The sequence below is a fragment of the Sorangium sp. So ce1335 genome, from assembly GCF_051521615.1.
In the GTDB taxonomy this organism is placed as follows: Bacteria; Myxococcota_A; Polyangia; order Polyangiales; family Polyangiaceae; genus Sorangium.
The window spans coordinates 5,976,273-5,995,706 of record NZ_CP150363.1 but is presented as its reverse complement, the minus strand read 5'-3'; the positions used below and the strand labels follow the sequence as shown (position 1 = coordinate 5,995,706).

Sequence of the window (19,434 nt, the reverse complement as noted above, 5' to 3'; positions counted from 1 at the left end):
GACGGCCGCGCCCGTCATGCCCGCCGTGCGCCCCGACGCGGCCGCGCGCGCCTCACCGGGCGACGGCGGGCGCGTCGTCGGCCAGCGAGAGCCCCATGATCAGGTCGTCCACGTACGCCCCGTCGTCGGCGCGCACGAAGGCGCGGCGCGTCCCCTCGTGCGCGAACCCGACCGACCGGTAGAGCGCGATCGCCCGGGCGTTGTCCGCCCGCACGTAGAGCTCCACCCGCCGCACGCGCCCCCCGTCCGCGTCGCGGTGCGCGCGCGCCCACTCGAGCAGCCGCCCGAGCAGCGCCCGACCCACCCCGAGCCCCTGCGCCTCCGGGTGCACGCCGAGCCCGAGGATGCCCACGTGGCGCACCATCCTGAGCCTGAACCGCAGCAGCGTCGCCTCGCCGGCGAGCCCGACCCCCTCCAGCTCGGCGCCCAGGCACAGCGCCGAGCCGTCCGTCGCGGTGAGCCCGGCGCGATCCCGCTGCTCGGCGTACGCGGCTGCGTCCGCCGGCAGCTCGTCCTCGTGCTTCACGATGCCCTTCCGCGCGCGCACGATCGCCCGCTCCAGGTCGAGCTGAGCGGCGGCGTCCTCGCGCGCGATCTCCCGGATGATGCAGTGACGGCCGCCCCGGAGCGGGGCGCGAAGCGGTTCGAAGCGCATGGTGGCCCCGAGGCTACCGGCGACCGCGCGCCCCGCTCGAGCGGGAAGTTCCCAGTTTCGCGCTGGAACGGCCCCCGCCTCGCGATGGCGCCGACGGACGGCGCCGGCGCCCGGCGGGCTCACCCGAGCCCTGTCCTCGACGGATCGAGCCCGCGCGCGTGGGCGGGCCTCGCCTCGGTGGAGCCCGCGCTACCGGCGCCCTCGAGGGGCACGAGCGCCCCGTTCGCCAGCCGGCCCGCCGCGGACCGCGGGCTACGCGACGGCGCGGTTCAGGTGGGCGGGCGTGCCGGCGGCCGACGGGCGCAGCTCGACCTTCACCCACCCGGCCTCGCGCCGATCGAACGCCTTGTAGGCGTCGATCGCGGACGCGAGCGGCGCCTTTTGGGTGATGATCGTCGTGGGATCCACCTGGCCGGTCTGCACGAGGTCCACGAGCTTCGGGATGTACTTCCTGTGGTTGCAGTTGCCCATCTGGAGGGTGAGGTTCTTGTTCATCGCCTCTCCGATGGGGAACGTGCGCGACGTCTGCGGATAGACCCCGATGACGGAGATCGTCCCCGCCTTGGCCACGCACCGGACGGCCCACTGCAGCACCTGCGACGGCCCGTCGCCGGCGCGGAAGGTGTCGCCCTTGGTCCGCGCGTCCGGGGAGATCTGCTTGACCTCGAGGTCGAACGCCTTGGCCTGCTGCTTCGCCTCCTTGTGGGCGGGGCCGTCGTGCGGGCGCTCGGCGTCGACGCCGACCGCGTCGATCGCCCTGTCCACGCCGATGCCGCCGGTGAGGCGCATGATCGCGACGAGCGGGTCCTCGGCCGAGAAATCGACGGTCTCGGCGCCCTGGGCGCGCGCCATCTCGAGCCGGTCGGGGATCTGGTCGATCGCGAGGATGCGCCCTGCGCCCATCAGCTTGGCGCTCGCGATCGTGAACAGGCCGACGGGGCCGCAGCCGAAGACGGCGACCGTGTCGCCGGGCTTGATCTCGGCGAGCTCGGCGCCGAAATACGCCGTGGGGAAGATGTCGGAGAGCAGGATGGCCTGATCGTCGCTGACGCCGTTCGGCAGCTTGACGAGGCCGACGTTGGCGAAGGGGATGCGCGCGAACTCCGCCTGGAGCCCGTCGAACGGCCCTGACATCTTCGGGCCGCCGAAGAACGCCGTGCCCGCGTGCTTGCCGTTCGGGTTCGCGTTGTCGCATTGCGCGTAATACGCCGCGCGACAGTACGAGCAGTAGCCGCACGCGATCGTCGACGGCACCACGACGCGGTCGCCCTTCCTCAGGTTCCTGACGTCCTTGCCGAGCTCCTCGACGACGCCGACCGCCTCGTGGCCGAGCACGGTGCCCGGCACCATCCCCGGCATCGTGCCGCGGACGAAGTGGAGATCGGTCCCGCAGATGGCGCTCGCGGTGATCCGGACGATCGCGTCGGTCGATTCCTTGATCTTCGGTTCCTTGATGTCGTCCATCCGGATGTCGCCGACGCCGTGAAAGACTACCGCCTTCATGAGTGCTCGCTTTCTCCCTTCAGGGGATCTCGGCGCGCCGGCGGGCCGAGGCGCAGGCCGGCGCGAACCACAGAGGTCGAGGCGTTTGGACACCGCCTGCCCGTGCTGATCCCGTGCCAGCGCGCGAGGGGAGCGCGCTGGAGCGCAGACACGAGGACCACCGAGGCGTCAGGCGGTGGAGCGCGAGCGGTGACGCAGAGCGGCGCTCCGCCGAGCTCGGTGGTGTGGGCTGCTCGTCCGAGGAGAGGTTGTGGCGAATTGACCCGGCTGTGGCTGGATGGCGCCTGTTTCTATCCCGGCTCGCCTGCCCGGACGCGGACGACCTTGCCGTCGAACGCGACGGCCACGGCGTGGACCGGCGCGGCGCCGCCGGCGCGCAGCTCGGCGGCGTCGTCGCGCGCCCGGATCTGGGCCAGCCCCTCGTCGAGCGCCTGCTCGAGGCTCGTTCGCGGCGCGCGGGCGACCTTGAGCTCGAGCACGACGCCGGGCCGGCCGGGCTGCGCCGGTCGGATCATGACGTCGGGCCGCCCCAGGCTCTCGCGCGCCACCCGGAGGATGCCGGTGAGCACCGCCTTGTGGAGGTGCGGATTGCCCTTCAGCCCCTCGGTGAGGAACGTGCGCACGAAGTCGAGGACCCGCGGCGCATAGCCGTGCAGGTATCCGGCGTGGATGGGCTCGTCGTACGCGTCGATGAGCATCACGACGCGCTCGCCGTGGCGGCGATGGAGGTGGCTTGACAGATCCAGGAGCGCCCGGCCGTACACCGCCTCGGACGCGGTGCCGTCCAGCACTTGCCTGTACCGGCGCTCCTCCACCTCGCCGAGCTGGCGGCTGTCGAGCACGTGACGATGCTGGTTGTAGAGCTCGATGAGCTTCTCTCGCAGCGCCGCCCAGCAGCGCTCGAACGTCTCCTGCTTCGCGCCCTTCAGCGTCAGGTAGATGACGGGATACCGCTGGAAGTGCGCGCGATAGCGCTCTCCGGCTCCCATACCGAGAGCCCCTCGAAGAGGCCCGAGAGATCCTCCTGCCGCTTCTCGAAGAACCACCGCAGCATGGAGAGGTTCAGCGTCTTGCCGAACCGCCGGGGGCGGGGGAGGAGGACGACCTCGACGCCCTCCTTGTCGATCAGCTCGCGGATGAGGTGGGTCTTGTCGACGTACTCCAGCCCGGACTCCCGGAGCTTTCGGAAATCATCGATGCCGAGCGGGACGCGGAGGGCCATGGGGGCCCTGCCGTATGTGGTCCTTGCCGCAGGAGGTCACGCGAGCTCCTCGACCCCGGCGCCCCGCCCGCCGCGGCGCGTCGCTCGTCCCGTGTTCACGCTGCGTTCACGCCTGCGGCCCGGCCGCCGTCAGCACCTCGGCCGGCGTGCGCTGCGGCGCCTCGCTCGCGCCCGCTGCCACGCCGTCGATCCGCAGGTCCGCCCCGTCGGCCCGCGCGATCGCCTGCCCGAACCACCGCCCGATCCGGGAGCGGAGCCCCCGGGCGAGCTCGGGCCGCGCGCCGGCCCGGGCAAGGACCTCGAGCACCGAGTGCTCCGGCGTGGCAGCGACATCGACGATCTTCCCCTGCGGCGTCTCGCCCGCCACGGCGCGCGCGATCGCCGCGAGGAGCGCCTCGACAGGGATCGCGTCCTTGAAGGCGTCCGCCACCTCCGGCGGGATCAGCACGCGCCGGTCGCGCAGCGCGCGCTCCGCGCCGAGCGGCAGCACGCGGAAGAGCGGCGCAGGCCGGAGCACGAGGTACGGGGCGCCGTCCCGCCGGATCCGGCGAATCCCCTCGTCGCCGTCGGGCCGCGACGTCACGACCAGCAGCGAGGTCACCCCGGGGGCGCGCGTCGCCGACAGGGCGGCCGCGAGCAGCTCGGCGGAGGGCGACGGCGGGGGCGGCGGCGCGCCGCGCCACGCGACCGGTTCGATGACAGCGATCCCCGTCGCGCGCGCGTCGAGCGCGGCCTGGAACAGATTGCCGCGCTCCGCCGTCGCGTGGGCCGCATCCACCCGGCTGTGCGCGATGCCCCGCTGCGACAGCCCACCACAGACCTGCTCCGTGAGGACGGCATCCTCTCCGGTGACCAAGAGCATAGAAGGGCTCCTCCTCGGCTGACTCGACCGATCGCTAGCCACAGGATCACCCACCGTCAATGGCCGCTGCCCGGTCCGCCCCGGCCGATGATGCGGTGTCTCGGACGGAGCCGAACACCGCCCTTCGCGCCGCGGAGGCTCACCGCCCTTCGCGCCGCGGACTCCCTGTCTGCCCGCGCGCCGGCGCCGCGGTGTACGCCGCGAGCGCGCGCCGGACCGGGCCGCGATCGCGGCCGCCCGCCCGCACGGGGTCCGCCTCGCCGACGAGCACCGACAGGGCGCGCGCCTGCGTCCTCGCCGCGGCGGCGAGGGCGGAATCGCCGGCCTGCGCGGCGAGCGCCGTGAGCCGCCGCGCCACGCCGAGCGCCGCCGGCAGCGCGCCCGCCGCCACGTACGCGGCCGCGAGCTCCCGGAGCAGCCCGGCGTCGTCGCCCCGGAGCGCCACGGCCGCCTCCAGATCCGCGATCGCCTCGTCGCGCCGCCCCTCGCGCGCCCGGAGCGCCGCCCGCGCGCGGTGGCCCTCGACGAAGCCGGGCACGTGGTCCAGCCCCACCGTGTACGTGCGCTCGGCCTCGCGCGGATCGCCCGCCCGCTCGTACAGCGAGCCGAGCCCGAGGTACGCCGGCCCGTAGGTGGCGTCGAACCGGACGGCCTCCAGGTATCGCGCCAGCGCCACGTCGGTCTCTCCGGCCGCGGCGCGGGCCTCGGCCTGGCGCGTCAGCTCGGCCGCCTGCGCCGTCGCCCAGCCGCCCGCCTGCGCCGTCGTCGCGCCGCCCGCCTGCGCCGTCGCCCAGCCGCCCGCCTGCGCCGTCATCCGGCCGAGGGCCTCCGACGCGCGGGCCGGCCCCGCCCCGTGCATCAGCGCCGCGGTGAGCGCGACGGCGAGCGCTCGCCGCACCGCGCCCGCCGCACCGCATCGCCCTGCGCACACAGCGCCGATCGTACCGGCGGCCGACGAACCGGGCAAACGTCGCGCCACGCGGCGCGCTCCGCGGTCCCGCCCCTTGTCCCCTCCACGCGCCACCCGCCCCCTGGGCCCCACCGCGCACCTCCCGCCCCGTGGTCCCCGCCACGCGGCTTCCCGTGCTTCCCGTCACCCCGCGTTCGCCGCGACGCGGCCCCGACACCCCGCAGCGCGCTCCCCGGCCGCCGCGCGCCGCGCCCGTGTCCGGAAGGCAGCCGCCCGGCGCGAGTTCGCGTAGGATGCGCGGTCATGGGTGACGATCTGCGCTTCCCGGACGGGTTCCTGTTCGGCACTGCCGCATCGGCCACACAGGTCGAGGGGCACTGCGCGCAGAGCGACTGGGCCGCGTTCGCGCGTGAGCCGGGGCGCGTCCGCGGCGGGGACACCCCGGACGCCGCGTGCGACCAGCTCCACCGCTTCCGCGAGGACGTCGCGCTCCAGGCGCGGCTCTGCATGGGCGCCCACCGGCTCTCCATCGAGTGGGCGCGCGTCGAGCGGGAGCCGGGCGAGTTCGACCCGGCCGCGTGGGACCACTACCGCGACGTCCTCGGCGCGCACCGCGAGGCGGGGATCACCCCGATGGTCACCGTTCACCACTTCACCCTGCCGCGCTGGGTCGCGCTGCGCGGCGGGCTCCTGTCGCAGGAGCTTCCGGCGCTCCTCTCGCGCTTCGCCGAGCGCGCCGTCGAGGCGCTCGGCGACCTCTGCCAGCTCTGGGTCACCCTCAACGAGCCCAACATGCTCGCCCTGCAGGCGCACCTCGTCGGCGTCTGGCCGCCGGCGCGGAGCTCGCCGGTCGAGGCGGTGCGCGCCCACCAGAACCTCTTCCGCGCCCACACCGCCATGTACCGCGCCATGCACGAGGCCGCGGGCCGCCGCGGCCACTCGATCGAGGTCGGCGTCGCGCACCACCTGCGCGTCATCGAGCCGGAGCGGTTCGGGCGGCTCGCGGACCGCATGTGGGCGGCGCTCTTCGAGCGGCTGTTCAACGACGCGTTCGCGCGCGCCGTGTGCGACAGCGGCCTGCACGACTTCTTCGGGGTGAACTACTACAGCCGCGACCTCGTCCGCTTCTCGGCGGCGCACGCGCGCGCCGGGTTCCTCCGGCGCCTCGTCCCCGAGGGCGCCGAGGTCAGCGACCTCGGCTGGGAGATCTACCCCGAGGGGCTCGGCTACGTGCTCGACGCCTGGTGGCCCCGCGCGCGGGTGCCCATCTACATCACCGAGAACGGCATCGCCGACGCCGACGACGACCAGCGCCCGCGGTTCCTCGTGCGGCACCTCGCCGAGGTCGCGCGGGCGATCGAGCGCGGCATCGACGTGCGCGGGTACATGCACTGGTCGCTGCTCGACGGCTTCGAGTGGGCCGAGGGCTACGCCCCGCGCTTCGGGCTCGTCGAGGTCGACCACGCGACCCAGGAGCGAAGCCCTCGGCCGAGCGCCGAGCTCTACGCGCGCATCGCGCGCGCGCGCCGCATCGGCGCCGGCGACGTGGCCGGCGCGGGCGCCGCGGCCGGCGACCGCGCCGCGCGCGGCACGTACGGCACGTCGAGCGAGGGCGGCGCCGCGCCCGCGTGACCGGCAGCACCCGAGAGGCAGGACCCATGCGCATCGCGCTGCTCTACCCACCGCCCTGGAAGATCCCCGCGCCCGGGGAGGCGCCCGACACGCGCGGCGACGGCCCGCCGGCCGAGTACCGCGAGGGCGACCTCGACCCGGACTTCCACCAGACCCCGTACGGGCTGTTCTCGCTGGGGGCGCAGGCCATCCGGGCGGGCCACCAGGTGAAGGTCCTGAACCTCTCGTCGTACCCGTTCTCGCAGGTCGAGCGGATCGTGCGCGCGCTCGACGCCGACGTCTTCGGCCTGTCGTGCTGGACCGCCAACCGCCGCGGCGTGGCGCTCACGGCGCGCTGCATCCGGGAGCACCACCCCGGGGCGCACATCGTCGTCGGCGGCCCGCACGCGACCCCGCTCGCGGCCGAGATGCTGCGCCACCACCCCGAGATCGACACCGTGGCGCTCGGCGAGAGCGAGCTCTCGTTCCTCGAGCTCCTCGACCGCCTCGAGGCCGGCCGGCCCGCGCTCGGCATCGCCGGCACGGCCTACCGGGTCGACGGCCGCGTCGAGCTCGGCCCGCCGCGGGCGGCCATCGAGGATCTCGACTCCCTCGAGTCGCCGCACGACCACTTCGCCACGCACATCGTGATGACCTCGCGCGGGTGTGCCTGGGCCTGCACGTTCTGCGGGGCCGAGGCGACGTGGGGCCGCGGCTTCCGCGGCCAGTCGGTGCCTCACGTGCTCGACGCGCTCGAGGCCGCGGTGAACAAGCTCCCCGTGAAGATGGTCCAGATCAAGGACGACACCTTCACGACGAACCGGAAGCGCGTCATCGACATCTGCCGCGGCATCCGCGAGCGGAAGATCTCGTTCCTGTGGAGCTGCGACACGCGCGTCGACGTGCTCGGCGACGACCTGCTCCGGGAGATGCGCCTCGCCGGCTGCCAGCGCCTGAGCCTCGGCGTCGAGTCGGGCTCTCCGTCCATCCTGAAGAGCATCGACAAGAAGATCACGGTGAAGAAGATCATCGAGTCGACGGAGCTCGCGAAGAAGTACGGCATCCAGGTCCGCTATTACATGATGCTGGGCAACCGCGGCGAGACGGCCGAGACCTTCCGGGAGACGCTCGCGTTCCTGGAGGCGGCGAGGCCGCACCAGTACATCTTCTCGTGCCTGTCCATCTACCCCGGGACGCGCGATTTCGACGACGCCGAGGCGGCCGGCTGGCTCGACCGCGACGTCTATTTCCGCGGCGACTTCCAGGAGCTCAAGACCCCGTTCGACGCCTCGGAGGAGGACACGGCGCTGATGAGCGCCTGGTTCGAGAAGAACAAGGGCCTGCGCGAGCTCTACCGCGAAGGGGTGGAGGAGCGCCGGGCGATCCTCGCGCGGCTCGGCGATCACCACGCGGCGCACCTGGAGCTCGGGGTCGCCTACCTCGACGCGGGGCAGATCGACCTCGCGGAGCGCCACGCCGCGCGCGCGCTGGAGCTCGGGTATCCGCTCCCGGGGCTCGCGCACAACGCGCTCGCGTGCGTCGCCGCGGCGCGGCGCGACTGGCAGGCGATGCAGGATCACTTCACGGCGGCGGCGAAGCGCGATCCGCAGCACGCGGTGCTCATCCGCAACGTCCAGGCGGCGCGGGCGTGGTACGCGAAGGGCGGGCCGGACAGGGGTCTCCCGCTCGATCTCGTCGCGCGCTGCGATTTCCAGCTCCTCGAGCGGACGGTGCAGCCGGCGTTACCGGGGCCGCTGCCGGAGGACTTCGCCGCCTGGCCGCCGGCCGCGCCCCGGCCCGCGCGCGCGGCCGACGCGGGCGGCCGTGAGGCGCCGGCTCCGCGCGGGCGGCTCCGCGTCGTGCCGTCGTAGGGGCTCCGCGCGGGCGGCTCCGCGTCGTGCCGTCGTAGGGGCTCCGCGCAGGCGGCTCCGCGTCGTGCCGTCGCAGCGGCTCCGCGCGGCGCCCTGGACTGGATTCCGCTGGGCCCCGACATGGGCACTCCCACAGGACTGATCCGTCGTGCCGGACATCGGCGTTTTCACAGCACCGCTTCCGTCGGGACGCGATATCAGCGTTGCCACAAGTGGACACGGGTCATCATATCTCGCGCTCGAGTCGCTCATTGACAGCGTGCTGTAGACGCTGATACGCGTACTATTGCCGCTCTGTGTTCCGTTTGCGAATCTCGGCAATCGAGGTCGCACGACGTTGTTCGGTGGTCCGCGTCGGGGAGGCAGGCAGCGGCATCAGGGGACGGATCCGCCTTCGGGCGAAGGAGCGCTGGGATGAAAAAGACTGTCAAGACTGCGATTCTCGGGGCCATTTCGACGCTGAGCCTCGCCGCGTGCGATGCGGGCACCGTCGGTCAAACAGGGGATTTCGGCGGCGAGGTCGGCGAGGGGGTCGGCCGGGCGACGCAGGCGCTGTCGGTGTGCGTGGACGTCCAGCGCGGCCTGCCCGGCAGCGCTGTCGAGGATACGTTCGTCGACGCCGCGGCGCCGAACAACGCGAGCGGCTCCAGCCTCGTGCTGTACAGCGGCCTTTCGAGCGGCAGCGAGAAGCGCTCGCTCCTCAAGTTCGATCTGGGCTTCATCCCCGCGGGCTCGGTCATCGACTCGGCCACGTTGCAGCTCTACCAGGTCTGGAGGAACGGCGAGAGCACGGTGCGCGTGCACCGGGTGACCGCGCCCTGGTCGGAGGCGACGGCGACGTGGGCGAGCTCGGCCAGCAGCCATGACGCGGCCGTCGCGAGCACGATCACGGCGCAAAGCCAGCTTGCCGGCTTCGTCACGGCCGATCTGACGGCGCTCGTCCAGGGATGGTCCGACGCAGGCGACAACCATGGCATCGTGCTCGAGGAGGATCTGGTCCTGAAGACCGAGTTCAAGAGCAGCGAGGAGTCGAACGCGGCCAGGCGGCCGATGCTGAGCGTCTGTTACACGGCGCCGACCTGCGATGACGGCGTGCAGAACCAGGGGGAGTCGGGCGTCGACTGCGGCGGTCCTTGCGACGCCTGTCCCCCGGAGGGCGTGAGGATCACCGCGCCGGGGGAGGCCTACGGGCATCACGGCGCGTGCGAGGGCTGGAACGACTGCGGCGATGCGGCCACGTGCGCGCTCTGGGCGTGTGAGATCAACGGCTACTCCCAGCTCGTGTCGTACGGCGCGGATGCGCCGTGCACCGAGTTCAACGATTGCCACCTGTTCTACTCCCGCGGGAGCATCCAGTGGAACTGGGGCAACTGGTGCGAGGTCCGCGGCGTCACCGACGTCGTCTGCGCGAACTAGCCACAAGCTACCGCTCTCTGTCGAGCTCGCCGGGCAGGCGCGAAGCGCGCTCTGCCCGGGTTCCGGCGGGCCTCGGGGCGTGCTACCCGCGCCCTCCATGTCGACGACAACAGACCACGGCCGGCCCGGCGCTGCGGCGGGGCCGGACGCGGCGCACCCTGTCCAGAAGGTACCAGCGCCGAGCCACGCCGAGCGCTGCCGCACGCTGGCGGAGCGGGCCCGCGCCGCGACGCTGTGCACGATCGCGCGGGACCCCGCCGGCTATCCTTACGGATCGCTCGTCACGGTCGCCGTCGACGCGTTCGGGCGCCCGCTGCTGCTGCTCTCGGCGCTCGCCGAGCACACGGGCAACCTCAAGGCGCGCCCCGAGGCGTCGTTGCTCCTCGCCGAGCCCGCCGAGGGCCGGGCGGACCCGCTCGCGCTCGGGCGCATGACGCTGATCGGCCCGTGTCGTCCGCTCGAGGGCGCGGAGGCGACCGCCGCCCGGACGCGGTTCCTCGCGGCGCACCCGCGCGCGTCGTTCTACGTGGATTTCACGGACTTTTCCTTCTACCGGCTCGACCCCGTGTCGGTCCGCTATGTCGGCGGCTTCGGCCGGATGTCCTGGATCGAGGCCGACGCGTACGCGGCCGCCGAGCCCGATCCGCTCGCGCCCGACGCGGCGCGCATCCTCGAGCACATGAACACCGATCACGCCGACGCCGTCCTCGCGTATGCGAAGGCGCTCGCCGGGATCAAGGACGCCACCGGCGCCACGATGACCTCGGTCGACCGTTACGGCTTCGAGCTGGACGTCATCACGCCGGCGGGGCCGAAGGCGACGCGGCTGGCGTTCGACGCGCCCGTCACGACGACCGACGAGGTGCGCAAGGCCATGGTGGCGCTCGTGCGCGTGGCGCGCGGCCGCAACGCCTGAGCGCCCAGCGCGCTCACGCGGCATCGCGCTCGCCCATGCGCGAACGCGCCCGGCCCGGCGCACGCCGGGTCGCGGCGGCGCCGCCGCCATGGCGCCGCCACCTCCGGAGCGCGCCTCGTGCCCCAGCATTCCCGCTGTACCACGCCGATTCCGGCTCGCCGTTGCCATGGCACGCGCTCTGCAAACTGCGCGCCGCATGGGACAGGCCGACATCACGCTGCGCCACATCGCCCGAAGGCGCGCCGGAGACCTTGCGCGCGTGTTCGTCCCCGAGCATCGGCCCGTCGAGGTCCTCGGCTGGATCGACACCCAGGTCACGAAGCTCGAGCGGCGCCTCGACAAGGCCCTGCGCCTGCGCGTCGGCGGCGAGCTGCGCGTTCTCCATGTCGAGTTCTGCTTCACGCTGCGCGACGACGTGCCGGACCAGGTCTTCGAGTACCTCGGTTTCCTCTTCACCGCGCTGCGCACCGAGGCTCCTGGCGAGCCGGTGCCGCCGATCGAGAGCGTGGCCGTGGTCCTCTCGGGCCGTAAGCGGCGTTTGCCCACGGTAGGGGAGCGTCGCACGTCGTGGCCGGAGCGGCGGTTCAGCGGCACGCACTTCCGGATCGACGCGGTCTACCAGCGCACCGTGGCCGAGCTCCGGGCGCGCGGCAGCGTTTTCTGGCTCGTGTTCGCCCCGCTCGCCCGGGACGCGACCGCGGCGGCGATGCGGGAGGTGGTCGCGGAGATCCGGGCGCGGGCAGCGACCGACGAGGAGCGGATCGAGCTGACCACCGCGCTGCTGGTGATGGCAGCCATCGACCCCTGGGAGCATAATCTGCGGAAGGAGCTCGCCATGCTGTTCGACGACAGGGAGATGGAGAAGAAGCTGCTCCGGCGTATTCCGATGATAGGCGAAATGATCTCCGAGGCCGAGCGGCAAGCCGCACAGAGAGCCGCGGAGAGAGCCGAGAAGCGGGGAGAGAAGCGCGGAGAGAAGCGGGGAGAGAAGCGGGGCGAGAAGCGCGGAGAGAAGCGGGGAGAGAAGCGCGGCGAGCAGAGAGGAGCCCAGAAGGCCATCGCGGAGCTGCTCGGCCGCCTCTTCGCCCGGCGGGTCGGGCGCCGGCCGACGGCCGAGGAGGAGCGCTCGATCGTCGAGCGCGCCCTGGCGATCGGCCCAGGCGAGGTCGAGGACGCCTTGCTCGATCTCGACGCCGACGCCCTTGTGCGCTGGCTCGCCGAGCCGATCCGCCGGTGACGCGCCTCCCCGGAAGCGCGGCGGCGCCCTTCACGCCTCGCGGCGCCGCGGGCCGCTCGGGCTCCTCCCGCGGCGCGCGCGCGAAAGCGCGTGGTGGAGCCCGCTCTGAAGCGAGCTCAGCGTGACGATCTCCCGCAGGTCGATGCCGATGCTCACCATCGTCTGCGCGACCTCGGGGCCGACGCCCGTCAGGATGACCTCCGCGCCGAGCAGCTTCACCGCCTGAGCCGCCCTGATCAGCGAGTCCGCGATCTCGGCGTCCACCATCGGCACGCCGGTGACGTCGAGGATCACCGTGGACGCGCGCTGCGCCACGACCCCTTGCAGCAGCCGCTCCAGGAGCTGCTCGATGCGCACCCGGTCGAGCCGCCCGACGAGCGGCATTACGAGGATGCCCGCGTCGAGCGGGATGAGCGGCGTCGAGAGCTCCCGGATCGTCGCCTCCTGCGCGTGGATCATCTGCTCCTGGAGCGAGGCCCGCTCCGCCTCGGCACGCCGGAGCTCGGTCACGTCGTACCCCTCGGCGATCACGAGGACGCTCTCCCCCGACGCGCCGAGGATCGGCTTCATCTTGAGATCGAGCGTGGCCACGCGCCCGCCCGGCCCGTGGATCCGCGCCTCGCAGGACGACGGCGCGCCCGACGCCGCCTTCAGGACGCACGCCTTGACGTGCTCCTCCGCGTCGGCCGATCCGCCCCAGAACGGCGCCCGCCAGATCGGCTCGCCGCGGCCCTCGCCCGACAGGGCGCCGGTGAACTCGGCCATCGTCCTGTTGACCTCGAGCAGGTCGCCCTTCGGGGTGAGCAGGCTGATGAACAGCGAGGTCTCATCGAAGATCGCGCGGAATTTCTGCTCGCTCTCGCGCAGCGCCTGCTCGCGCCTCAGCTGCTCCGTGAGGGGGCGCGAGAAGGCCGCGAAGAACTCCTCATCACCGATGCGGACGAGGTGAGAGCTGACCTCGACGTCGATCTCGTGACCGTCCTTGTGGACGTGCCTGGCGACGAAGCGGTGCGCCCCCTTGGCCCTGATCTCCTCGATGGCGGTGGCGACCTCGTCCGGCGGCCGCGCGTCGATCTGGCCGATGTGCATCGTCAGGAGCTCGCTCCTCGAGCGACCCACGATGCTGGCGAACGATGGATTGCAGTCGAGGATCTCGCCGCTCATCCCGACGACATGGTACCCCTCGACGGCCGCTTGCAGGATGAGCCGCGTCCGCTCCTCGCGGCGCCCGAGTTGCTCGTGCAGTCTCTCGATCTCCTTGCGCAGCCCGGCGTTCTCCGCCCGGAGCCGCTCGATGCTGTCCTTGTCCACCGCCACCTTCGCCCTTCCTTCCGCCGTCCGCCCCCGTCCGATCGCCGCCGCGCTCGCTCCCGCCTCGCGCCGTGAGGCCCCGTGACGATAGCCGATCCTGGCGCGGGGCCGAGCGCTCGTCGCAGCGAGCGCGCCGTTCGCGCGCTCGCTCGATAGGGAGCAGACAACCTCCGCCGACAGGGGGAGAGATGCGCGATGTCCGCCGGCCCACCCGTCCCGCCGACCGCCTCGCCCGCCGCCGCGCCGCGGGGCGAGCGCGCCGCCGGCGCGCCCGGAAGAGCGGGCCGGGGCGCGCGATGTTCTCCCCGCGGCCAGGGTGCCGCGTGCGGTGTGGGCTGGATTACGTCTATTGAGTTGGAGTCAACTGGGTGGATGTTGCTGCGATCACGCTGGTCGTTGACACCTCTCGTGCCAGGGCGTCCAATGTTTGCCGCGGAGCGCGACGTCGAGCGAACGCGACGTCCAGCGAGCGCGACGTCCAAGGAACGCGAGGCATGGGATCCCGTGACAGCACCTCTCGATGTGAGCGCGCCGAGCTCGTGGCGCTCCTGGGTAGGACGCTCGGCAACGCCGCGGCGGCGGAGGTCATCGGCCGCGAGGGCAAGCGGCTCGGGCTGAAGGACGCCACCGTCCCGCTCGATACCGCGTACGCGGTGCTCGACGCGCTGGCGGCGATGCCCGGCGTGATCGGCACGGCGGCGAGCGTCGCGCGGACCGAGCTGCGCGTCGCGGCGGTCCGGCGCCAGCTCGAGCGGCGGCATCGGCGGTAGACCCCGGGGGGCCCGCGGCCGGGCCGGAGTGACGCGAGAGGACCTTCATGGTTTCGGAACCAGCCAGTCGACCCATCCTCGTCGTGGACGACAATCCGGACATCCATGTGCTCATGGAGCGGATGCTCGTGCCCAGATCGATCCACGATCCGGAGATGATCCGCGGGCTGCAAGCCCTCGAGTCGCGCCTGTTCGGCGCCGAGCCGCCCGCGGAGGCCCCCGACGTCCTCCACGGGTTCAGGTTCTCCATCGACTCGGCCCACTCCGGCAGCGATGGAATCTCCCTCGTCGAGGCGAATCCGGGCAGGTACTTCCTCGCGTTCGTCGATATGCGCATGCCGCCGGGGATCGACGGGATCCAGACGATCAAGGGGATCTGGAGCGTCGCGCCGGACATCTACACGGTCATCTGCACCGCTTACTCGGACTATAGCTGGGACGAGATCGCGAACGAGCTCGGGTGCGCGCCCAACCTGCTCATCCTCCGCAAGCCGTTCGAGGCCATCGAGGTCCGTCAGATCGCCGCCACGGTCGCGCGGATGTACGACTCGCTGTCTTGCGTGAAGGCGTCGGTGAACAAGCTGGAGCAAGAGCTCGTGATCGCGATGGAGAGCGTGTCGCAGCTCGAGGAGCGGTCGAGGGCGCTGCTCGCCGAGATCGCGGACCCGTGCCTCCTGCTCGATCGCGAGGGCGAGATCCTCGGCGCGAACGCGAGCGCCCACGAGCTGTTCGGCGTGGAGGAGAAGCTCCTCTACGGGCGCGACGTCGCGTCGGTGCTCGCGGACGTCCAGGCCCCGCTCCCGGGCGCGCGCGCCGTCGCGCGGAGCCGGCTCGTCTGCCCGCGCGGCCGCGCGATCGAGGCCAGCGTCACGCTCACGCCCGTCGGCGCGCAGCCCGACGCGGCCGGCGAGTTCATCGCGCGGATCCGGGTGACCCACCCGGCGTGAGCGCGCCGGTCTCCTGACGCGCGTCGGCGCGCCGGTCTCCTGACGCGCGCCGCTGCCTCCCGCTGGACGCGGCGGTGAGCTGGCAGCTATCCAGACGGAGACCCCTCCCGCCAAAGGAGCTCCAGCATGCGCATCACGATGTCGCCCCAGGACTATGCGACGGCGTTCCGCCTCCTCTCCGAGACCTCCAGGCACCCGGACAACATCGCCGAGGCCATCCGGCAGCGCATCGTCCCCGCGCTGCCCGGCGGGCCGTCGTTGCTCGACGTCGGCGCCGGCCCCGGCGCCATCGCGGAGCGGCTCGCTCCCTGCTTCGGATCCATGACCCTCATCGAGCCGAACGTCGAGCAGCTGCGCTCGTTCGCGCCGGGCGGCGCCGAGATCGTCCACGATGTGTTCGAGCGGTTCGAGTCGCCCCGGCGGTACGATCTCGTCCTGTGCTCCCACATGCTGTATCACGTGCCCGTCGCGGCGTGGGGCGGCTTCATCGACCGGCTGCTCGCGTTCGTGCGCCCGGCGGGGTACTGCGCCATCGTGATCGGCGCCGATCGGGGGCAGAACTACGAGATGCACCGCGATTTCACGTCGACGGTCATCGACAGCTCGCTGCTCATCAGGACGTTGCGAGACAAGCAGCTCGCGTTCGAAGTGGTCGGGAGCCACAACGCATACACCGCGGCGAGCTTCGAGGACATGGTCACGCTCTGTCGCTTCTTCGTGCTCGCGGACTGCATCTCTGCCGAGCAGCTCGCCGCGATGACGGAGCCCGAGGCGCGGGAGCTCGACGCGAAGATCCGCGCGCACGCCGCGCGGTGTCGGACCGAGGACGGGGCGTATCGCCTGGGTCAGGAAGACGACATGATCATCCTCCGCCGGGCGTGAGCTCCCCACCAGGTGGTTGACGGACCGCGACGATGAAAGGTGACCGATGAACAGTCAGGGCGAGCTGGCCGAGCAGCTCGACCGGGCCCGCAGCCATCTGCGGGCGGTCGCGTTCCGCATGCTCGGCTCGGCGGACGACGCGGAGGACGCGGTGCAGGAGGTCTGGCTTCGCGCCAGCCGCGCCGACCTCAGCGCGATCGCCAACGTGACGGGATGGCTGACGACGATCCTGGGCCGCGTCTGTCTGGACATGCTGCGCGCGCGCCGGCGCCGGGGCGAGCAGCTCACCGATCTGGCCGAGCTCGATCAGACGTTCGCCCACGAGGGGTCGACCGATCCCGAGGATGAGGCGGCGCTCGCCGACGCCGTAGGGCTCGCGTTGCTCGTGGTCCTCGACACGCTCGGGCCCGCCGAGCGCGTCGCCTTCGTGCTCCACGATCTGTTCGCGGTGCCGTTCGACGAGATCGCCGAGATCGTCGAGCGCTCGCCGGCCGCCGCGAAGAAGCTGGCCAGCCGCGCCCGCCATCGCGTGCATGGCGCGGCCACCGTACCCGCCGCCGAGCTCGCCAGGCAGCGGGAGGTCGTCGAAGCGTTCCTCGCCGCCACACGCGCCGGCGATCTGGGCGCCTTGCTCGCGGTGCTGGCCCCGGACGTCGTCCGGCGAGCGGACCGCGCCGCGCTGCGAGGCGACGCAGAGGCCGAGGTGCGCGGCGCCCGGCAGGTCGCCGAGGAGACCGTCACCAACGCCGGTCGGGCGCGCTTCGCTCGACCCATCCTGGTGAACGGCGCCGTCGGCGCGGCCGTCGCCCCGCGCGGGCGGCTGCAGCTCGTCCTCGTGGTCACGATCGACGGCGACCGCGTCGCCGCGCTCGACGTCATCGGCGACCCGGCCCGCCTCCGCCAGCTCCGGCTCGCGGTCGTCGACGTCGGGTCGCGATGACGCGGCGAGCAGCCGCCGGACGGCGCCGTCGGCGTCCAGCCACGGGCTGAGCCTCGGGCCGGGCCTCCCCGGCCCCTCGCGGCGGCGAGCGTCGGCGCTCGAACCGCGCTGCCGATCGGGCGCGCGCGTCGGCCGGTCACCTTTCCTCGCCGCGCGTCGTCAGAGCGGTGACGAACCATCGCCGCCGCGATCGGCGGCGGCAGCAAAGGAGATACTACATTGCGTGCGCACACCGTCCATTTCACGGCGCAGGAGGGCTCGCGGCCGGCGGCGAGGCGAGATGCGCTGATGCCGAGCGTCCGCGTCGCCATTGTCTTCCACAGCGGCCGGGGCCACACCGGGCGGCAGGCCGAGGCCGTCCGAGCGGGCGTGGAGCAGGTGGAGGGCGCCGAAGCCCTGCTGCTGACCGTGGAGGAAGCGCCGACGCGCTGGGACGATCTGGCCTCTGCCGACGCGATCATCTTCGGCGCGCCGACCTACGTGGCGAGCGCCTCGGCCGCGTTCAAGGCGTTCCAGGAAGCGACCTCCCACGCGGTCATGGCCAGGGGCTTCGCATGGAAAGACAAGATCGCCGCCGGCTTCACCAACTCAGGCTCCCGCTCCGGCGACAAGCTGGCGACGCTGATCCAGATCGCCCTCTTCGCCGCCCAGCACGGCATGCACTGGGTCAACCTCGGCCTGCCGCCCGCGAACAACTCGACGAAGGGATCGGAAGAGGACCTGAATCGACTCGGCTTCTGGCTGGGCGCCGGCGCGCAGTCGAACGTCGACCAGGGCCCGGATGTCGCGCCGCCGGAGGCCGATCTGCGCACGGCCGAGCACCTCGGCCGTCGCGTCGCCGAGACCACGCGTCAGCTCGTGTGCGGCCGTCTCGTCACCCGACAGGAGGAGCAGGCCGCTCGATGAGCGGCTCCCCACCCGCGCCACCACGGCAGCTCGCCCTGGCGATGTCGCGCGAGAGCACGATGACGCGACGGAGCGCGCCAGGACGGGCGGAATACCTCGCTCAGTCCGCGCGGAACCGCAGCACCCGGTCGACGTCTCTCTCCTCCAGCTCCTCCTCGGCTGCCCGCTCGATGGCGTCGCGCAAGGCCTGATCGGCGCACGCGCCGGCGGCGATGCGGACGCGGCGCTTCAACGCGGGGTCGCCGGAGCCCGCGAGCGCCACGGCGGCGGCGATGCGGCGCTCGGCGGGGGCCGCGCCGTCCTCGAGGACGCGGGCGAGGTCGTCGACCTCGAGGGCCGTGTCGCGGTAGCTCCCGCCGCCCGCGCCGCCTCGGGCCAGCCCGCCGAGCGCGCCCCGCCAGTCCTCGAAGGAGCGCCCCTTCCTGTCGAGCGCGCCGAGGCGCGCCGAGGCGCCCGCGCGGCCGCGCGACGCCAGAACCTCCTGCACGCGCGCGAGCAGCACGCGGGTGTCGGCGCCGAGATGAGCCAGCGGCGCGGCGCCGTGGCGCGCGGTCATCCGGGCCACGGTCGGCAGCAGGGTGGACGTGCCGTCGACATGGTCGAGCCACACGCCGCGCGCGTCGGCGCGAGCGCCGGCCAGCTGGGTGATGGGGATGAGCCGCCGGGTGGCGATGCCCTGGATCGTGACGCCGTCGGTGCCAACGAGCGCGCTCCGCGGCATCACGAACTGGAGCGCCGGATAGACGAGCACGAGGAACACGAGCAGCAGGCCGAGGAAGATCGTCGCGCCCCCGAGCGCCCACGCGAGCGGCCAGAGGCCAAGGAACGGGTACAGGAAGAGGCTCGCGATCACGATCAGCGCCGCGCGGGCCCTGTGGGTGAGGTGCTCCGACATGACGCTGACGAGGCGCGCCCGGAAGACGTGCTGATCCGCGGCGAAGCCCGCCGCGCGGAGGAGGCGGCCGGCCTCGTCGGCGTCCCGTACCCGCACCCAGAGGACGTCGCCGCCCTTCCTGCGCAGCACGACGTGGTGGTGGCCGCCGAACGCGTCGATCCAGCCGTTCTCGAGCTCGCGCCGCGCGAGGAGCGTCCTCCGGCCCGCCTGCTGGATCGCGAGGTCGCCGTCCTCCGCGACGACGGTCGCCGGCCGCGCGGCGCCGCGCCGGGGCGTCGGCGTCCTGCCGAAGGCGCGCATCAGGAGGAACGCGCCCGCGCCGCCGATCATGAACTGCGTCAGGGCGACGGCGGGCGGCGCCGCGGCCGTGAGCGTGACCCCGACCAGCAGAAGCGCCCACGCGAGCCGGCGCGCGCGGCGCTCGCGCTGGAGCACCACGGCAGGGCTCTCGATCTGGAGGCGATCCACGGAGAGGATTCTACAGCCTCGCCCTCGGACCCTGGGCGTTCGCGCAGGGCCGCCGTGGTCGCGGCCGTGCGCCCGCGTGGGCAGCCGCGCCCGGGCGTGCGAACCTGCCGCC

Annotated in this window: 18 protein-coding genes; 10 read left to right on the top strand and 8 right to left on the bottom strand. The window is 73.1% G+C overall.

The genetic code is table 11. The features are described 5' to 3' along the window. Nucleotides 1-52: 52 nt before the first annotated feature. The 6 genes from WMF24_RS22145 to WMF24_RS22120 all read right to left on the bottom strand — a co-directional run bounded on the left by WMF24_RS22145 (nucleotide 53) and on the right by WMF24_RS22120 (nucleotide 5,140). A complete protein-coding gene (locus WMF24_RS22145) occupies nucleotides 53-655 on the bottom strand; it encodes an N-acetyltransferase family protein (protein WP_437738423.1) in 603 nt (200 codons plus the stop codon). 252 nt (nucleotides 656-907) lie between these two features. Continuing rightward, nucleotides 908-2,158, bottom strand: a complete 1,251-nt coding sequence (locus tag WMF24_RS22140) for a zinc-dependent alcohol dehydrogenase (RefSeq protein WP_437738422.1) — start codon at nucleotides 2,156-2,158, stop codon at nucleotides 908-910. Between the two features lie 290 nt (nucleotides 2,159-2,448). Continuing rightward, nucleotides 2,449-3,147: an AAA family ATPase gene (locus WMF24_RS22135; protein WP_437738421.1), complete on the bottom strand. Its 699-nt coding sequence runs from the start codon at nucleotides 3,145-3,147 to the stop codon at nucleotides 2,449-2,451. Beyond that, nucleotides 3,090-3,380, bottom strand: a complete 291-nt coding sequence (locus tag WMF24_RS22130) for an AAA family ATPase (protein WP_437738420.1) — start codon at nucleotides 3,378-3,380, stop codon at nucleotides 3,090-3,092. Before WMF24_RS22130 ends, WMF24_RS22135 begins: the two co-directional genes overlap by 58 nt. 106 nt (nucleotides 3,381-3,486) lie before the next feature. Continuing rightward, the gene (locus WMF24_RS22125) at nucleotides 3,487-4,242 is read right to left on the bottom strand and encodes a hypothetical protein (RefSeq protein ID WP_437738419.1); all 756 of its coding nucleotides are present in this window, start codon (nucleotides 4,240-4,242) and stop codon (nucleotides 3,487-3,489) included. 139 nt (nucleotides 4,243-4,381) lie between these two features. Then, a complete protein-coding gene (locus tag WMF24_RS22120) occupies nucleotides 4,382-5,140 on the bottom strand; it encodes a tetratricopeptide repeat protein (RefSeq protein WP_437738418.1) in 759 nt (252 codons plus the stop codon). A 315-nt stretch (nucleotides 5,141-5,455) separates the two neighbouring features. Here WMF24_RS22120 and WMF24_RS22115 point away from each other — a divergent pair, with 315 nt between their 5' ends. The 5 genes from WMF24_RS22115 to WMF24_RS22095 all read left to right on the top strand — a co-directional run bounded on the left by WMF24_RS22115 (nucleotide 5,456) and on the right by WMF24_RS22095 (nucleotide 12,203). Next, a complete protein-coding gene (locus tag WMF24_RS22115) occupies nucleotides 5,456-6,784 on the top strand; it encodes a glycoside hydrolase family 1 protein (protein WP_437738417.1) in 1,329 nt (442 codons plus the stop codon). A gap of 26 nt (nucleotides 6,785-6,810) precedes the next feature. Continuing rightward, the gene (locus WMF24_RS22110) at nucleotides 6,811-8,634 is read left to right on the top strand and encodes a radical SAM protein (protein WP_437738416.1); all 1,824 of its coding nucleotides are present in this window, start codon (nucleotides 6,811-6,813) and stop codon (nucleotides 8,632-8,634) included. 414 nt (nucleotides 8,635-9,048) lie between these two features. Continuing rightward, nucleotides 9,049-10,050 carry a DNRLRE domain-containing protein gene (locus tag WMF24_RS22105; RefSeq protein ID WP_437738415.1) on the top strand — a complete coding sequence of 334 codons (1,002 nt, stop codon included), beginning with the start codon at nucleotides 9,049-9,051 and terminating at the stop codon, nucleotides 10,048-10,050. A 97-nt stretch (nucleotides 10,051-10,147) separates the two neighbouring features. After that, nucleotides 10,148-10,966 carry a HugZ family protein gene (locus WMF24_RS22100; RefSeq protein ID WP_437738414.1) on the top strand — a complete coding sequence of 273 codons (819 nt, stop codon included), beginning with the start codon at nucleotides 10,148-10,150 and terminating at the stop codon, nucleotides 10,964-10,966. 196 nt (nucleotides 10,967-11,162) lie between these two features. Continuing rightward, the gene (locus WMF24_RS22095) at nucleotides 11,163-12,203 is read left to right on the top strand and encodes a hypothetical protein (protein ID WP_437738413.1); all 1,041 of its coding nucleotides are present in this window, start codon (nucleotides 11,163-11,165) and stop codon (nucleotides 12,201-12,203) included. Between the two features lie 30 nt (nucleotides 12,204-12,233). Here WMF24_RS22095 and WMF24_RS22090 read toward each other — a convergent pair whose 3' ends face one another. Then, nucleotides 12,234-13,520, bottom strand: a complete 1,287-nt coding sequence (locus WMF24_RS22090) for a PAS domain S-box protein (protein WP_437738412.1) — start codon at nucleotides 13,518-13,520, stop codon at nucleotides 12,234-12,236. A 488-nt stretch (nucleotides 13,521-14,008) separates the two neighbouring features. Between WMF24_RS22090 and WMF24_RS22085 the strand changes: the two genes are divergently transcribed. The 5 genes from WMF24_RS22085 (at nucleotide 14,009) to WMF24_RS22065 (ending at nucleotide 17,959) form a co-directional block, all read left to right on the top strand. Then, a complete protein-coding gene (locus WMF24_RS22085; RefSeq protein ID WP_437738411.1) occupies nucleotides 14,009-14,284 on the top strand; it encodes a hypothetical protein in 276 nt (91 codons plus the stop codon). A gap of 47 nt (nucleotides 14,285-14,331) precedes the next feature. Next, entirely contained in the window at nucleotides 14,332-15,231 is a 900-nt protein-coding gene (locus WMF24_RS22080) for a PAS domain-containing protein (RefSeq protein ID WP_437738410.1), read from the top strand. Between the two features lie 126 nt (nucleotides 15,232-15,357). Next, complete coding sequence (locus WMF24_RS22075) at nucleotides 15,358-16,113, top strand: class I SAM-dependent methyltransferase (protein WP_437738409.1); 756 nt, start codon at nucleotides 15,358-15,360, stop codon at nucleotides 16,111-16,113. A gap of 46 nt (nucleotides 16,114-16,159) precedes the next feature. Next, complete coding sequence (locus WMF24_RS22070) at nucleotides 16,160-17,053, top strand: sigma-70 family RNA polymerase sigma factor (RefSeq protein ID WP_437738408.1); 894 nt, start codon at nucleotides 16,160-16,162, stop codon at nucleotides 17,051-17,053. 288 nt (nucleotides 17,054-17,341) lie between these two features. Further along, on the top strand, nucleotides 17,342-17,959 hold the full coding sequence (locus WMF24_RS22065; protein ID WP_437738407.1) for a flavodoxin family protein: 618 nt from the start codon (nucleotides 17,342-17,344) through the stop codon (nucleotides 17,957-17,959). Nucleotides 17,960-18,059: 100 nt separating this feature from the next. Here WMF24_RS22065 and WMF24_RS22060 read toward each other — a convergent pair whose 3' ends face one another. Further along, nucleotides 18,060-19,322: a hypothetical protein gene (locus tag WMF24_RS22060; RefSeq protein ID WP_437738406.1), complete on the bottom strand. Its 1,263-nt coding sequence runs from the start codon at nucleotides 19,320-19,322 to the stop codon at nucleotides 18,060-18,062. Nucleotides 19,323-19,434: the final 112 nt, after the last annotated feature.

Excerpts from the sequence above, each read along its gene's own strand:
- WMF24_RS22130 (WP_437738420.1), bottom strand. The coding sequence starts at position 3,380 with ATGGCCCTCCGCGTCCCGCTCGGCATCGATGATTTCCGAAAGCTCCGG.
- WMF24_RS22080 (WP_437738410.1), top strand. The coding sequence starts at position 14,332 with ATGGTTTCGGAACCAGCCAGTCGACCCATCCTCGTCGTGGACGACAAT.
- WMF24_RS22140 (WP_437738422.1), bottom strand. The coding sequence starts at position 2,158 with ATGAAGGCGGTAGTCTTTCACGGCGTCGGCGACATCCGGATGGACGAC.
- WMF24_RS22105 (WP_437738415.1), top strand. The coding sequence starts at position 9,049 with ATGAAAAAGACTGTCAAGACTGCGATTCTCGGGGCCATTTCGACGCTG.
- WMF24_RS22110 (WP_437738416.1), top strand. The coding sequence starts at position 6,811 with ATGCGCATCGCGCTGCTCTACCCACCGCCCTGGAAGATCCCCGCGCCC.
- WMF24_RS22065 (WP_437738407.1), top strand. The coding sequence starts at position 17,342 with ATGCCGAGCGTCCGCGTCGCCATTGTCTTCCACAGCGGCCGGGGCCAC.
- WMF24_RS22115 (WP_437738417.1), top strand. The coding sequence starts at position 5,456 with ATGGGTGACGATCTGCGCTTCCCGGACGGGTTCCTGTTCGGCACTGCC.
- WMF24_RS22145 (WP_437738423.1), bottom strand. The coding sequence starts at position 655 with ATGCGCTTCGAACCGCTTCGCGCCCCGCTCCGGGGCGGCCGTCACTGC.
- WMF24_RS22135 (WP_437738421.1), bottom strand. The coding sequence starts at position 3,147 with ATGGGAGCCGGAGAGCGCTATCGCGCGCACTTCCAGCGGTATCCCGTC.
- WMF24_RS22070 (WP_437738408.1), top strand. The coding sequence starts at position 16,160 with ATGAACAGTCAGGGCGAGCTGGCCGAGCAGCTCGACCGGGCCCGCAGC.
- WMF24_RS22125 (WP_437738419.1), bottom strand. The coding sequence starts at position 4,242 with ATGCTCTTGGTCACCGGAGAGGATGCCGTCCTCACGGAGCAGGTCTGT.
- WMF24_RS22095 (WP_437738413.1), top strand. The coding sequence starts at position 11,163 with ATGGGACAGGCCGACATCACGCTGCGCCACATCGCCCGAAGGCGCGCC.
- WMF24_RS22085 (WP_437738411.1), top strand. The coding sequence starts at position 14,009 with ATGGGATCCCGTGACAGCACCTCTCGATGTGAGCGCGCCGAGCTCGTG.
- WMF24_RS22100 (WP_437738414.1), top strand. The coding sequence starts at position 10,148 with ATGTCGACGACAACAGACCACGGCCGGCCCGGCGCTGCGGCGGGGCCG.
- WMF24_RS22075 (WP_437738409.1), top strand. The coding sequence starts at position 15,358 with ATGCGCATCACGATGTCGCCCCAGGACTATGCGACGGCGTTCCGCCTC.